Source organism: Bacillus sp. GbtcB10 (assembly GCF_019091365.1).
Taxonomy (GTDB): Bacteria; Bacillota; Bacilli; order Bacillales; family Bacillaceae; genus Bacillus; species Bacillus altitudinis.
The window spans coordinates 112,143-125,164 of sequence record NZ_JAGXJP010000005.1; the positions used below are offsets into that span (position 1 = coordinate 112,143).

The window sequence follows — 13,022 nt, forward strand, 5'->3', positions numbered from 1 at the left end:
GTTTTTTCTATTTCAACATCTTCTGAAACAGGGTGTGATGATATTTCCCTTTCGCATCCAGCCTCACTTGATCGAGGATGTGCGCTAACGAATGGATGACATCACGGAGTGCTCGATGAACCGAGCCGTGTTCAAAGGAAGCTAAACTCTCCGGCAGTTCATCTTCATCCAAAACAAAGAAATCACCATTCGGAAGAACGAGTAGATCAATCAATAAATCTTCAAAAACAACCGTCCGTTCTTCAAACCATGTATGTCTGACGATATTCACATAAGAGCCAAGTTCATTGCCTTGATCATCCCGCCAAAAATAGACATTGTAAGGCCGATCCGTCCAATAATAGGCGGTCGTATAACTCCCTTTTGGAATCGTGACAGTGCCATCACCAGCAACCATTGTAAATGGTTCTTGAATTTTATGAAACAACACGACTTGCTGCTCCTGTGCGTCTAACAGCTGACACGTATGTTCCACAACCTGATCATCGTATTTGATTTTTCTCTCAATGACGTCATCCCAAGAATTTGCATATAGCGGAAACAATCGGTCACAACCCCTTCTGCATCTACTTCTTATTCTAGTATACACTGCTTTCTTTTGAAGAAATAAAGGTTCACTGCTGCTGCCTATGGAAGACATATGGTGAGGTGAAAACAAATGAACGGAATCACAATCATCGAAACCGTAGCAGAACTCGGACAAATCATCTTGGTTTTTTGTGGCTATGCCCTTTACTGGCGGCTGGTGAAAACGAAAAGAGATCGAAAGCTGACCCCTTATGAACATGTGTTGAAATTCTTTGTCATGTTCGGATTAATCTCATGGTGCTTTTCATATATGGCACTGAACGTATGGGTATCATGAGAAAGAGGAAGAGCCCCGTCCATGCAGGACATGCTCTTCCTCTTCTTATGCAGCGTGTTATGAGCCAGCCGGCTGTTCTTTTTTGATCACATACTGATAGCTCTTCACATGCGTCCCATTTTGATTCACAAATTCTTTATCAAGTGCCCGTTCAAAGCCCATTCTTTCATATAAACGAATGGCGGCCTGCATTTTATCCGACGTATGAAGGTACAGGACGTTCTCGCCCCACGATTGCGTCAGTTCTATACTTTTACGCAACAATGACTCTGCAATACCTTTTCCTCTCACATCAGGATCTACCCCTAAAAACCGGACAATCGCTGAAGTAATGCCCATCTCCGGCTTGTCATATGCCTGTTCTGATGATCGGAACATTTGAAGGGTCCCCACGACCTTGCCCTCAAGCTCGGCCACAAGCATCAACTCCATGTTTGGGTTATCTACAGCCGCTCGCAAGGCTGCAGAATAATTTTGCCAGCCTTCCTCTGTAAATTGAGGCTCATACTGTGCGTATGATTTGATCAGCACATGTGTGATCGCCTCATGATCTTCACTCACTGCTTGACGAATGATCAACTCTTGCTGCTCCATGCCAGCACCTCCTGTTTGTCTATGAATGGATATACGTATCATGCAATCACTGCATGCCTATGATCTGATTCTTTTCTCTACTCATTCAATGTAAAGAGTCTTCTTTTAAAGATCAATTATTTTGCACGAAATTTTCTTTGAAAATTTTGATTGAAATGGAAAGCTTGATTCATTATGCTGATTTGAGGACGTATACAAGGAGTGGCATCATATGAATTCTTTATCTTATCCCCAAGAATCGAAAAAAAATCGATTCCTCCTTGCCGCGCTTCTTGGCTCTTTAACAGCCCTTGCACCGCTGGCAATGGATATGTATTTACCTGCTTTACCTAATATCGCCCGTGACTTTGAAGCAAGCACGGCGCTGTCTCAGTTAAGTCTCATGGCTTGTTTGATTGGACTTGCGCTTGGACAGCTGATTGCAGGTCCAATCAGTGATACAGTCGGCAGAAGAAAGCCGCTCATGATTGGATTAATCATTTTTATTGCGGCCTCTCTTTTATGCATAGTGGTCACATCAATTTGGACATTCATTCTTTTAAGGCTGATTCAAGGACTTGCTGGATCAGCAGGCATTGTCATTGCACGAGCCATCGTACGAGATCATTATGAAGGCTCAGAAATGACGAAATTCTTTGCTTTGCTCATGTTAGTCAACGGAGTGGCTCCAGCTGCGGCACCGATCGTGGGCGGACAAATGTTACGGTTCACGACGTGGCAGGGTGTGTTTGTTCTGCTAGGAATCCTCGGGGCACTCATGCTCCTAAGATCGATGTTTTCATTGAAAGAAAGCTTACCTGTGGAACGCAGACAGACTGGAGGCTTCAAACAGATCCTAGGTGCGATGAAAATTCTAGCGAGCGATCGACTCTTTGTCGGATATGCTCTCTCACAAGGGCTTGTCTTCGCCGCCATGTTTGCGTATATCTCTGGATCACCGTTTGTACTGCAGGAGATTTTCAACCTTTCTCCGCAGGGCTTCAGTGCTGCCTTTGCGGTGAATAGTCTTGGCATCATCACAGCCGGACAAGTATTTGCCCGCGTTGCTGCGAAAATTGGTGAGGAGAAAGTCCTTCGCATTGGGCTGCTGACAGCTGCTTTAGGAGGCGTCACCTTGTGTGTGATGATCTCTATTGATGCAGGGCTTTATGGCATCCTCATTCCGCTCTTTTTTGTGGTCTCTAGCGTTGGGATTGTCGGCACGTCTGCTCCTTCTCTTGCGATGCAGCATCACGGTGCGCATGCTGGAAGTGCCGCTGCCCTCATCGGTGTGGCACAAATGCTTCTTGGCGCATGCATGACACCCCTTGTCGGCTTAGCTGGAAGCCAAACAGCCTTTCCAATGGGGCTGATTATTATGCTCTGTGACCTTGGCGCACTCTGCTGTTATTTTTTCTTTGTTGCCAGAGCGAAAAAAAGACCCGCATAAGCGGGTCTTTCATTTATGGCTTGCTCCAATTGATCGTGCGGAACACATTGTACTGGTCATTATTTTGATATGCATCTAGGTCAAAGCCTGAAAGTCCAAAACCAATTGCCATGACAATTCCTCCGGCAACGGTGAAGATGATCCCCCATTTGATGCATTGCTTTTTTAAATCATTCACGTTCATACTCTCACGACCTTCTTTTTAAACATTCCCATGAATGCCTTAGTGGTTTGAACAGTCCCTTGCACAAATAGCTTTGTTAAATACGCCGTGGCTATGCCGCTTAATAATCCGACACCTAATAGAAGAATCCCAACTCCGATCTGCGTCACCACCACATGCAAACCATCCTGAAAAATAAATGGAGAACCAATGATACTCCAAAAACCACCGAGCAAACCAACTAGCGTCATTGTACCTGTCACGAGTGGAACGCACCAAATCACCATATACACAGAAAGAATTAGCAGGAAGACTGCTGCTAGAATACTGCCCCATAAAGGAAAGCCCAAAATGAGGATGGAGAGTCTTGTGGCTTTTTCTCCAAACGTCGGCACCTGAACGGTTTTGATTCCTTGTTCCTTCATAATCCCTTCAGCGATGATGGCAGGCTGACCGACTTGATGAACTGCCTCCTGTTCACTGTAGCCATCTTCCTGATAATCCTCGATCATTTCATCGTAATACTCGATGAACCGATCACTTTCTTTTTCGCCTAGACGATGCAGATGCTTCTCCAAGCTGGCTAAAAATTCTTTTTTATTCATTGCTCTGTCCTCCAGAAATAAAGTCGTAAATCGCCATCACTTGATCCCATTCCGCTAAAAATTGCGCGATATGATCTCGTCCGTTCTTTGTCATCCGGTAGTATTTTCTTAATCGACTGTTATGTTCCTGTGAATAGGTCTCCACATAATTGTTTTGCTCTAACCGCTTTAATATCGGATATAATGTCGATTCTGAAATCTCAATACAATGGGACATATCTTTAATCATTTGATAACCATAGGAATCGCCTTTCTTTAATACCGCCAGTACACAGAATTCCAGTAATCCTTTTTTTAGTTGTGCATTCATGTTTACAACTCCTAACTATTTATACTATACAATACATAGTATGATGTGAAAAGAGGTATTTATTTTGTAAAAGCATAAAAAAAAGACCCCCACAGGGCCTTTCACTTTTATATATTCACAAATCCTTCTCCAAACACATCACGCACGTCATGGACAACAACGAATGCGTCTCGATCAATTTTCTTAATGATTTTCTTTAAACGCATCAGCTCCTGTTTTTGAATGACTGCATAGAGAATTTCCTTCGATTCCTTCGAATAATGACCGCGACCGTTTAAAATGGTCACGCCTCGATCCAAGGTGTGATTGATTTCTTCTGCAATATCATCTTTGCATGAAGAAATAATCGTGACCGCTTTTTTCGTGTTAAGCCCTTCTATGACGAAATCCATCACCTTAGTCGCCACATACAGCATCACAATCGTAAACATTAATTTTTCCGCACCAATAATAAAGTAAGAAGCAAAAACAACGATCAGATCAAAGAACAAGATGGCGTAGCTCACGTTCCAGTCTAAATACTTATTCGCAATTCGCCCGAGGATAGCAGATCCCGCTGTTGTACCGCCCGCTCTTAAAACAAGACCAATGCCAATCCCAATGATGATCCCTGCGAAAATAGAACCAATGATCAATTCATGGACATTCACCACCCATGTAGTGGTCAAATGTAAAAATAGAGAGTTACTTGCGACAGCTACCACTGTGTAGATCGTGGTCTTCTTGTCCAAGTATTTATACCCCACAAGTAATAAAATCGCATTCAACACAAGGTTTGTCAGCCACGGCGCAATCTCAAACATATAGTAGAAAATGATGGACAGCCCCGTTACGCCGCCTTCACCAAACTCAAGTGGAATGACAAACATGTTCACAGCTGCAGCAAATAAAAAAGAACCAACTAGAATCATTGCAATATCTTTTACACATTTTTTCAATTTCTTCTTTCCTCCTTTTTTTAAGCATATAAAAAACCCTCTTTCTGCACGAAAGAAGACAGTCGTTGGACAAAATAAAAATCAAAAGACGGCGCCTTTTGATGAAGCTTTCTGAAATGAACCTTTCCATAATATATATCTCTTTTTAGAGGCTGTCAATGACTTGGTTTTCTATTATTTCAACTGTATGTTTATGCACTCAAACCCGCATGTTTTCAGGGTTTTTCCGTCATATGATGCTTATTCCTCTCCTTGACAAAAACACTTTAGTCATTTAAACTACTGCCTCATATCATATCCATTATTTCCGATCGACAAAGGAGGCTGTTTGATTTATATGAATCCTATTCAAAGCCGATTACAGGCTCACGCACCTTTGATTTTAGATGGTGCACTTGCAACGGAGCTTGAACGAAAGGGCTGTGATTTAAACGACAGTTTATGGTCAGCCAAAATCCTCATTGAACAGCCAGAATTGATTCAGCAAGTACACTTGGACTACTTCCAAGCAGGTGCTGACTGTGCAACAACAGCCAGCTACCAAACGACAATTGATGGCTTTGCTGAAAAAGGCTATACAAAAGAAGAAGCCATCGAATTAATGAAACGATCTGTCACGTTAGCAAAAGAAGCATGCGAGCAGTTTTGGCAGGATGAGACACAACGTAAAGAGCGGGCAAAACCATTTGTCGCTGGATCTGTGGGGCCCTTCGGCGCTTATTTGTCTGATGGTTCAGAATATAAGGGAAATTACGGTCTCACGGAGCAGGAACTCATTGATTTTCACAGACCAAGAATTCAAGCTTTAGTAGAGGCTGGTGCAGATATTCTCGCTTGTGAAACCATCCCTTGTCTCATTGAAGCAATCGCCATCGCTAAACTGCTGCAGGATGAGTTCAGCGGTGTATATGGGTGGATTACATTTAGTGCAAAGGATGGTCAGCACATTAGTGAAGGAGATTTACTTAGAGACTGTGTACAAGCACTCGAGCCATATGAGCAGATCGCTGCTGTTGGCGTAAACTGTACACCGCCGCAATATATGTCTTCTCTCATTCAGGAGATGAAAAAAGGGACGAGCAAACCGATTGTCGTGTATCCGAACTCAGGGGAATTATATGATCCTGAAGAAAAGGTTTGGAGCGGAGATACGTCTCACCATACATTTGGTGAATGTGCACAGCAATGGTATAAAGACGGCGCACAAATCATCGGTGGCTGCTGCCGGACGACACCAGAAGATATTACCGATATCTTAAAACAGGCAACATCGTAGCATCATGACTCAACACACATACTTCTAAGCAAAAGGGCGGGAAGACATGGAACAAGCAAAAGATCAGTCACAACAATATCAACGAAAAATGACAAGCCGTCACCTGTTCATGCTTTCTTTAGGTGGCGTAATTGGCACAGGACTCTTTTTAAGCTCAGGATATACGCTCAATCAGGCCGGTCCTGCGGGAACGATTTTGGCTTATCTGGTTGGGGCATTAATTGTGTACCTCGTGATGCTCTGTTTAGGTGAACTGTCTGTCGCAATGCCGGTTACAGGCGCTTTTCACACATATGCAACAAAATACATTGGGCCCGGCACTGGCTATACAGTGGCTTGGCTTTATTGGCTAACATGGACCGTGGCACTTGGTTCAGAATTTACAGCGGCAGGTCTTTTAATGCAGCGCTGGTTCCCGGACACATCGGTTTGGATGTGGAGCGGTGTTTTTGCGCTTCTCATCTTTTTACTCAATGCTTTTACAGTTAAGTTTTTTGCAGAATCGGAATTTTGGTTTTCTAGCATTAAAGTCATGGCTATTATTCTCTTTATTATCCTTGGCGGAGCTGCAATGTTTGGATTGATTCCACTAAAAGGCGGTGAGGCCGCTCCGTTCTTCTCTAACTTCACTGGAGATGGGGGTCTCTTCCCAAACGGCTTTTTACCGATATTAATGACCATGCTGGCTGTTAATTTTGCTTTTTCGGGTACTGAGCTGATTGGGATTGCTGCGGGCGAAAGCGTCAATCCAGATGAGACCATTCCCCGGGCGATTCGCACGACTGTGCTACGTCTTGTCCTGTTTTTCGTCGGAACGATCGTGGTCTTAGCCGGCTTAATTCCTGTAGAAGAAGCCGGGGTGATCAAAAGTCCTTTCGTTGTGGTATTTGACCGCATCGGGATTCCTTATGCGGCAGATTTCATGAATTTTGTCATTCTGACAGCGATTTTATCTGCTGCAAACTCAGGGCTATACGCCTCATCTCGCATGCTATGGTCTCTTTCTGAAGAACGAACATTACCTAAAAAGCTGGCAAAATTGACGTCAAAGGGAATTCCTTTGAATGCACTCATTTTAAGTATGATTGGGGGCATTCTCTCTTTGCTATCGAGTGTCATCGCACCTGAAACGGTGTATCTGGTTCTTGTTTCAATCTCTGGACTCGCCGTTGTTGTTGTATGGATGGGAATTGCAGCTTCACAGTTCATGTTTCGCAAAAAATTCTTACAGGATGGCGGACAGCTTCATGATTTATCTTTCCGAACCCCGCTCTATCCGGTGGTTCCGATTGCTGCCTTCCTCCTATGCCTTGCATCTGTGATCGGCATTGCTTTTGATCCAAATCAGCGTATTGCTCTTATCTGCGGTATCCCTTTTATCGCACTCTGCTATGCTGCCTATTACGTGACAACATGGATTCAGAAAAAACGAGAAAACCCTGGTGTATAGCACCAGGGTTTTTGTTTGTCCCAAAAAAGGATATCACTAGCAAAACAAAGACATTTTGGTATATGATAGGAATCTATGATTTTCAGGATGAATCAAGGGAGCTGTTTTTAATATGGAAATGACCATTACAAGAGCATTAAGTGAACTGAAAATGTTAGATAAAAGAATCAACCGAACGATTGATGAAGCCGTACTCGGTGGTTTGATCATCGGGAAACATATACAGAACGGATTTCAAAATCAAGAAGAAGTAGAAAAAAAGGCAAAAGCAGATGACCAATCGATTCAAGCATTAATCAAACGCCGAAATGCCATTAAATCAGCCATCGTTGTGTCGAATGCTACGACAACGATTGAGGTGGCGGGTGTTAGCATGACCGTAGCAGAAGCCATTGAACGCAAGACATCCATAGATTACGATATTCGTTATTTACGAAAATTAAAAAAGGTCTACACAGAGCTGGTTGACCGGTCAGAACAAATCAATGAAGATGTGAAAAAGAGACTGGATCAGCATTTAGAAACACTATTTGGGAAAGACGGAAAAACACAAGCCGCTGCCAACCAAGAGATCGTCAAGTCATTCCTAGCTGAAAATGAGGCGGCGATCATTGACCCTCTTCGTCTTCGAGTAAAGATTGAACAGCTTTCGAAAGAGATTGAAGATTTCCAAATGGAAGTGGATTTCTCCTTATCAGAAAGCAATACCTTGACAAAAATACAGATCGACTAGTCGATTTTGTTAGTGAGCCGAAAATCGATAGGACTAAACACCTCCGAGGGAAAGGTCATTCCCTCCTCATCTGATGATCATCTTAGGATGATCCATGATAAAAGCTCAAAGCTGAACGTTCAAAGCTGAAAGCTCAAGTATTCAAAGTTCTTACCCATCAAAGCTCAAGATGTAAAGCTCAACGCTCGATCGAATCTGGGAGAAACGGCTCATGAGTGTTTGTTTATCGACTCTTTCGGTTGCCGCCCAGCAGGTTTGCTAACAAAAAGAAAAGGATGTCACTAGCTGACATCCTTTTTTCTATGAAAATGACAGGCTTGCGCCAAGTCGCCTCTTCTAGCAGATTAGTAACGTGATGTATATGCCAAATGGTACACACTTGTCACATTTGAAGATAGCGTGATGTCGTTTGATGTGAAAGTCACTGGAACGATATCGTAGTAATGTGTAGACCAGCCTGCATTATTGTATGTACGGTAGCCTGCACCTGCAGGAACTTGAATCGTTAGTGAAAATTGTCCATTCTCGTCTGTTGTACCTGTTGCTGTTTGAGCATATGATTTGATTGCTGCTTCAAAATAAAGCTGAATTGGCTGATTCGCCATGAGTTGACCACTTGTGTCCTTTAATGTTCCTTTAAAAGTAGCTGGATAATATGAACCTACACGATATTTACTACCAGAACCGTAATTGACCATACCACCGTCTGCTGCTGTGACGCCTGTTACTTGTACGGATGCTGGTACTGCTCCTGTTTCCTCTGCATGTGCAAAGCTTGGGAAAACGAGAAGCAATGATAGAAAGAAAGCAAACATGATTTTTTTCATCGATAAATCCTCCTTTTTTTTCCTACTATATTACTATCGACAGTTATTGTCATTTTTCCAGTAAAAACAAAAAACTTCCCTTTTTATTCAAAAAAGGGAAGCTGCAAAACTATTTTTTCACAACAACTTTCACTGCTTTACTTTCTCTTTTTCTCACATCTGAAGCTGTCACATATAAGACAGTTTTGGCTTTTTGCGGTTTGATTTTAGCTGTAAATGCGCCTTTGCTATTGGTTTTGACCGTTTGAATGACTTTCTTTGATTTGTTCTTCACCTTGATCGTCAAGCCTGCACCCGCAGTTCCTTTGACCGTTTTACTTTTCACTGTTACTCGATTCACCTTTGGCTTAGCTGGCGCTTTGCCCTTTTTCACGACCGTTTTGAGCGAAGTCGCAGCCTTTCCTTTTGATATCTTGATGTGAAGCACTTTATTTTTGTTTTGATGCTTGATCTTCACACTAAAGGTTCCCTTTTTGCTTGCCGTGCCTTTTCCAAGCAGGGTTTTGCCTCTATACACAGAAATGGCAGCGCCGGCTTTCGCCTTTCCTGTCACCTTTTGATGCTGATCTTCTACTTTGTTAACTGATGCGTTTAATTCAACAGCACTTAACGCGGCAAAAGCATTGAGTCTGCCATGTCCTGTCATCCAATCGATACCCGGAATTTTCGGATCAACAACAGGCTCGTCATTTTCATCATAGAAAACGTCATCTGTTCCATCAACAGCTTTAAATGAAATATCATCCGCTGTATTTTGTAAAATATTTCTCACTTGATTTGGTTTCAGGGTTGGATTTTTAGAAAACAGTAATCCTGCTGCTGCTGCAACATACGGTGTAGCCATTGATGTCCCGCTCAGGTATGAAACATTCCCATCAGGCATTAAGCTTGGAATATCAGACCCTGGTGCAGACACGCTTAATCCTTTACCATAGCTTGAGAATTCAGCGGCAATATCCATGCGATTGCTTGCACCAACTGCCATGGCGTATTTGGACGTCGCCGGATAACCCATTTCTGGAATGCCATCGTTTCCGCTCGCCACTACCACTAATACATTTTTTTGTGCAGCATAGTTCATCGCATATTCAATGACCTTGCTGTAGTAGCCGCCAAGGCTCATGTTGATGACCTTTGCACCTTTGTCCACTGCATGTTTAATGCCAAGAGCAATATGCTCTGTATCTCCATTTCCATACGCATCCAGTACTTTGACCGGGATGATCCCTGTATGTTGATTCAGCCCTGCCATGGAGTAATGATTGTCGGCTTTTGCTGCAATGATACCTGCCACATGGGTACCGTGGCCATTGTCATCAATTGCATCTTTATTTCGGCCGATGAGATTGGCACCTAAGTCTGTGCGAACCGTTCCGCTTAAATCGGACAAACGGCTGTCGACACCTGTATCCACAACAGCGATTAACGTTTGCTTCATTTTGCTTGTACCAATCAATGTATTCATTTGTTCAAACTTCACATCAGCGCCTTTTTTCCCACTGTTCTGCGCACTGTTTTTCAGCGGCCACTGATAACCATACTGCGCGTCATTGCTGAGCGCACGATACGTTTGTACAGGCTCTGCAAATTCAACATTCGGCATACTAGAAAGCTTTCTCGCCGTGCTTTTGATCACAGCTTTGCCTGCTTTAAGCGTTTTGCCAGCTGATTCTTGCCCTGCCGGTACATCATAAACATACATTCCTTTAAATAAAGGATTTACTGATTGAGATGTCACACGGTTTTCTTGAATTCCGTAGCCTTTCATCTTCTTTTTTGCGGATTGAAGCGTTTGTCCATCCTTTAATTTAAAGATGATTTTGTTTGTGTTGACCTTTTCTTCTGGAACAAGCTTTTGTTTCTCTAATACATAACCGATCGATTTTCCTTCAAGCTGATCGATTCCTACTTTTTGTCCCACTGTTTCTAATTCCTTTTTTAGATAGGCTGGACTTGCCTCTTTGAGCATATCAAAAAGGGAACGGATCGCCTGTTGCTCTTTCTCTGTGACGATATGACCGCTGAATGCACCATTTTTCTCTACATCATTCAGCAATGATTTTAATGTAAGCAAATGATTGTACACCGTTTGCTGCTTTTTTTGATTGTTGATGAGTTTAGATTTGAGAAACGGCTTTGTTTTTTGTAGCAGACGTGTAAGCTTCTGACCGTCGGCTGTTTCATTGAATCGTTTGTCTTCGATCGTACGAATGGATTGAAGAATTTGACGTCCATGCTTTTTCTCAATAATGATGATCCCTGGCTCTTCTTCTTCAGGGAAAATCGGTTCAGATGGCGGAAGATTCGCGCCTTTATACCCGATTGTATATGCTGCATCCTCTTCCTCATCACGGCTGTCTTCCTCTGAACCTAAATACAGCACTTTGACATAGTAAGGACCTGACCATGCATGCGGGAAGTTGATTTCTGTCTCTCCACTTGCTGTGTCCACACGATATCTCGAATAAGTGTCATCCTTTATCGCTCTATCCTTACTTGGGTAGACCGATACAGATAACACTTGTTTGCTTTTGACAGCAATTTGCATATGTGTATGTTTTGCCACATCTTGTGCAGATGGCGTGATTTGGTACCATGACTCTTCTTTTTCATTCTGTAATGTACCTGAGATGACTTCACCATTTTTTAACCCAATGGCTTCATTGACACTTGTGCCCTTACTAACTGCTGATGCCTTGTACCCAGGTAATGCAGCCATACATAGAATGATAGCCATGAGTACAACCACACAGGATTTGACCTGCTTTTTAAACATGAAAAGACCCCCTTATCTTTTACAATACCTTGGAAGAATATCACAGAATCCCTTTTAGTAGAATCTGTTTTTGACATAATTAAACTCGTTTTAAGCTAGGATTTGAGATATTCAGATGGCTAGTCTGATCGCTTCATAAACTTTTTGCCATTTTAAACGGAAAATGATGCTATTTAACCATGTCGAAAAGTACATTACAATCAAATTGTAAGCGCTTAACAAACAAGAGAGAAGGGATCAGCTTGTTCCAAAAAGATCATGTTTTTACACAAGTAAACGGTCGATCAAAGAATGAGATTTTACAATACATTTCCGAGAAAGCTGAAGACCTTCACATTACAAACGATCAGTCAGGGTTATTAACAGATTTGTTGAAACGCGAAGACGAAGTCTCAACAGGACTTCAGCAAGGTTTTGCGATTCCTCATACAAAAAGCTCTGCTGTTCAAACGGCTTCACTTCTCTTTTTAGAACTTGAACAACCCATTGATTGGGGAAGCTTCGACGATTTGCCAACAAGCTATTTATTTACACTGCTCGTTCCACTAGAAGAGGCCAATGTCACACACCTCAAATTACTGTCTGGCATTGCCACAAGTTTAATGGAGCCTGCTTTCATCGAAAAGATTCAACCCGGTCAAACAGCAGACTATTATTACGAAGTCATTGAACAACAATTGAAAGAGGGGATTACACAATGAAAATTGTCGGTGTCACTTCATGCCCAGCAGGGTTAGCTCATACACCAATGGCAGCAAAAGCATTAGAGAATGCGGGTAAACAGCTTGGACACGAGATTAAAATCGAGCAACAAGGAATTATGGGACAAGTGAATGGCATTACAGCAGAGGAAGCCAAGCAGGCAGACCTTTGCATTATCGCCTCCAATCAGCATATTAACGACGCTGAACGCTTCTCAGGTATTCCTACTGTTCGTGTCGAAATCGGACGCGCCCTAAAAAATGCCGAGCAAATCATCACAAAAGCCGTTGCGCTGGTTGAAAAGAAAAAATCTGAATCCCAATAAACAAGAGCAATGCCATATAGAAAGGAGCA

At 42.6% G+C, this 13,022-nt stretch carries 15 protein-coding genes; 7 read left to right on the top strand and 8 right to left on the bottom strand.

What is annotated here, in order from left to right:
* Positions 1-7 precede the first annotated feature (7 nt).
* A complete protein-coding gene (locus tag KVT11_RS16975) occupies positions 8-544 on the bottom strand; it encodes a ribonuclease FAU-1 family protein (protein WP_017358618.1) in 537 nt (178 codons plus the stop codon).
* A gap of 114 nt (positions 545-658) precedes the next feature.
* Between KVT11_RS16975 and KVT11_RS16980 the strand changes: the two genes are divergently transcribed.
* Positions 659-865 carry a hypothetical protein gene (locus KVT11_RS16980; protein ID WP_008342164.1) on the top strand — a complete coding sequence of 69 codons (207 nt, stop codon included), beginning with the start codon at positions 659-661 and terminating at the stop codon, positions 863-865.
* Positions 866-922: 57 nt separating this feature from the next.
* Here KVT11_RS16980 and KVT11_RS16985 read toward each other — a convergent pair whose 3' ends face one another.
* Positions 923-1,459: a GNAT family N-acetyltransferase gene (locus KVT11_RS16985; RefSeq protein WP_008342165.1), complete on the bottom strand. Its 537-nt coding sequence runs from the start codon at positions 1,457-1,459 to the stop codon at positions 923-925.
* Positions 1,460-1,670: 211 nt separating this feature from the next.
* Here KVT11_RS16985 and KVT11_RS16990 point away from each other — a divergent pair, with 211 nt between their 5' ends.
* Positions 1,671-2,888: a multidrug effflux MFS transporter gene (locus tag KVT11_RS16990; protein WP_017358619.1), complete on the top strand. Its 1,218-nt coding sequence runs from the start codon at positions 1,671-1,673 to the stop codon at positions 2,886-2,888.
* Between the two features lie 13 nt (positions 2,889-2,901).
* On the opposite strand, the gene KVT11_RS16995 is transcribed toward KVT11_RS16990, so the two are convergent.
* The 4 genes from KVT11_RS16995 to KVT11_RS17010 all read right to left on the bottom strand — a co-directional run bounded on the left by KVT11_RS16995 (position 2,902) and on the right by KVT11_RS17010 (position 4,904).
* Complete coding sequence (locus KVT11_RS16995) at positions 2,902-3,072, bottom strand: hypothetical protein (RefSeq protein ID WP_017360401.1); 171 nt, start codon at positions 3,070-3,072, stop codon at positions 2,902-2,904.
* Entirely contained in the window at positions 3,069-3,656 is a 588-nt protein-coding gene (locus KVT11_RS17000) for a DUF1700 domain-containing protein (RefSeq protein ID WP_017360400.1), read from the bottom strand. Before KVT11_RS17000 ends, KVT11_RS16995 begins: the two co-directional genes overlap by 4 nt.
* Complete coding sequence (locus KVT11_RS17005) at positions 3,649-3,966, bottom strand: PadR family transcriptional regulator (RefSeq protein ID WP_048003129.1); 318 nt, start codon at positions 3,964-3,966, stop codon at positions 3,649-3,651. The genes KVT11_RS17000 and KVT11_RS17005 overlap by 8 nt, the downstream gene beginning before the upstream one ends.
* A 107-nt stretch (positions 3,967-4,073) precedes the next feature.
* The gene (locus KVT11_RS17010; RefSeq protein ID WP_025206673.1) at positions 4,074-4,904 is read right to left on the bottom strand and encodes a YitT family protein; all 831 of its coding nucleotides are present in this window, start codon (positions 4,902-4,904) and stop codon (positions 4,074-4,076) included.
* A gap of 337 nt (positions 4,905-5,241) precedes the next feature.
* Between KVT11_RS17010 and mmuM the strand changes: the two genes are divergently transcribed.
* The 3 genes from mmuM (at position 5,242) to KVT11_RS17025 (ending at position 8,363) form a co-directional block, all read left to right on the top strand.
* On the top strand, positions 5,242-6,180 hold the full coding sequence (gene mmuM / locus KVT11_RS17015) for a homocysteine S-methyltransferase (RefSeq protein WP_116307502.1): 939 nt from the start codon (positions 5,242-5,244) through the stop codon (positions 6,178-6,180).
* Positions 6,181-6,226: 46 nt separating this feature from the next.
* Positions 6,227-7,630: an S-methylmethionine permease gene (gene mmuP / locus KVT11_RS17020; protein WP_076822588.1), complete on the top strand. Its 1,404-nt coding sequence runs from the start codon at positions 6,227-6,229 to the stop codon at positions 7,628-7,630.
* A 112-nt stretch (positions 7,631-7,742) separates the two neighbouring features.
* The gene (locus tag KVT11_RS17025) at positions 7,743-8,363 is read left to right on the top strand and encodes a hypothetical protein (protein ID WP_041091191.1); all 621 of its coding nucleotides are present in this window, start codon (positions 7,743-7,745) and stop codon (positions 8,361-8,363) included.
* A gap of 344 nt (positions 8,364-8,707) precedes the next feature.
* Here the strand turns inward: KVT11_RS17025 and KVT11_RS17030 are convergent, their stop codons facing one another.
* Together KVT11_RS17030 and KVT11_RS17035 are read right to left on the bottom strand one after the other, a co-directional pair.
* Positions 8,708-9,190 carry a DUF2059 domain-containing protein gene (locus tag KVT11_RS17030; RefSeq protein ID WP_007498435.1) on the bottom strand — a complete coding sequence of 161 codons (483 nt, stop codon included), beginning with the start codon at positions 9,188-9,190 and terminating at the stop codon, positions 8,708-8,710.
* Between the two features lie 109 nt (positions 9,191-9,299).
* On the bottom strand, positions 9,300-11,966 hold the full coding sequence (locus KVT11_RS17035) for a S8 family peptidase (protein WP_116307364.1): 2,667 nt from the start codon (positions 11,964-11,966) through the stop codon (positions 9,300-9,302).
* A gap of 242 nt (positions 11,967-12,208) precedes the next feature.
* On the opposite strand from KVT11_RS17035, the gene KVT11_RS17040 reads away from it, so the two are divergent.
* Together KVT11_RS17040 and KVT11_RS17045 are read left to right on the top strand one after the other, a co-directional pair.
* Complete coding sequence (locus tag KVT11_RS17040; protein WP_116307362.1) at positions 12,209-12,667, top strand: PTS sugar transporter subunit IIA; 459 nt, start codon at positions 12,209-12,211, stop codon at positions 12,665-12,667.
* Positions 12,664-12,993 (top strand): PTS fructose transporter subunit IIB, encoded by a 330-nt coding sequence (locus tag KVT11_RS17045; protein ID WP_007498438.1) that lies wholly within the window; start codon positions 12,664-12,666, stop codon positions 12,991-12,993. Before KVT11_RS17040 ends, KVT11_RS17045 begins: the two co-directional genes overlap by 4 nt.
* Positions 12,994-13,022: the final 29 nt, after the last annotated feature.

What these genes read in the sequence shown, in the direction of transcription:
- KVT11_RS17045 (WP_007498438.1), top strand. Translation starts at nt 12,664, where the DNA reads ATGAAAATTGTCGGTGTCACTTCATGCCCAGCAGGGTTAGCTCATACA.
- KVT11_RS17000 (WP_017360400.1), bottom strand. Translation starts at nt 3,656, where the DNA reads ATGAATAAAAAAGAATTTTTAGCCAGCTTGGAGAAGCATCTGCATCGT.
- KVT11_RS17035 (WP_116307364.1), bottom strand. Translation starts at nt 11,966, where the DNA reads ATGTTTAAAAAGCAGGTCAAATCCTGTGTGGTTGTACTCATGGCTATC.
- KVT11_RS16995 (WP_017360401.1), bottom strand. Translation starts at nt 3,072, where the DNA reads ATGAACGTGAATGATTTAAAAAAGCAATGCATCAAATGGGGGATCATC.
- mmuP (WP_076822588.1), top strand. Translation starts at nt 6,227, where the DNA reads ATGGAACAAGCAAAAGATCAGTCACAACAATATCAACGAAAAATGACA.
- mmuM (WP_116307502.1), top strand. Translation starts at nt 5,242, where the DNA reads ATGAATCCTATTCAAAGCCGATTACAGGCTCACGCACCTTTGATTTTA.
- KVT11_RS17025 (WP_041091191.1), top strand. Translation starts at nt 7,743, where the DNA reads ATGGAAATGACCATTACAAGAGCATTAAGTGAACTGAAAATGTTAGAT.
- KVT11_RS16990 (WP_017358619.1), top strand. Translation starts at nt 1,671, where the DNA reads ATGAATTCTTTATCTTATCCCCAAGAATCGAAAAAAAATCGATTCCTC.
- KVT11_RS17005 (WP_048003129.1), bottom strand. Translation starts at nt 3,966, where the DNA reads ATGAATGCACAACTAAAAAAAGGATTACTGGAATTCTGTGTACTGGCG.
- KVT11_RS16985 (WP_008342165.1), bottom strand. Translation starts at nt 1,459, where the DNA reads ATGGAGCAGCAAGAGTTGATCATTCGTCAAGCAGTGAGTGAAGATCAT.
- KVT11_RS16980 (WP_008342164.1), top strand. Translation starts at nt 659, where the DNA reads ATGAACGGAATCACAATCATCGAAACCGTAGCAGAACTCGGACAAATC.
- KVT11_RS17030 (WP_007498435.1), bottom strand. Translation starts at nt 9,190, where the DNA reads ATGAAAAAAATCATGTTTGCTTTCTTTCTATCATTGCTTCTCGTTTTC.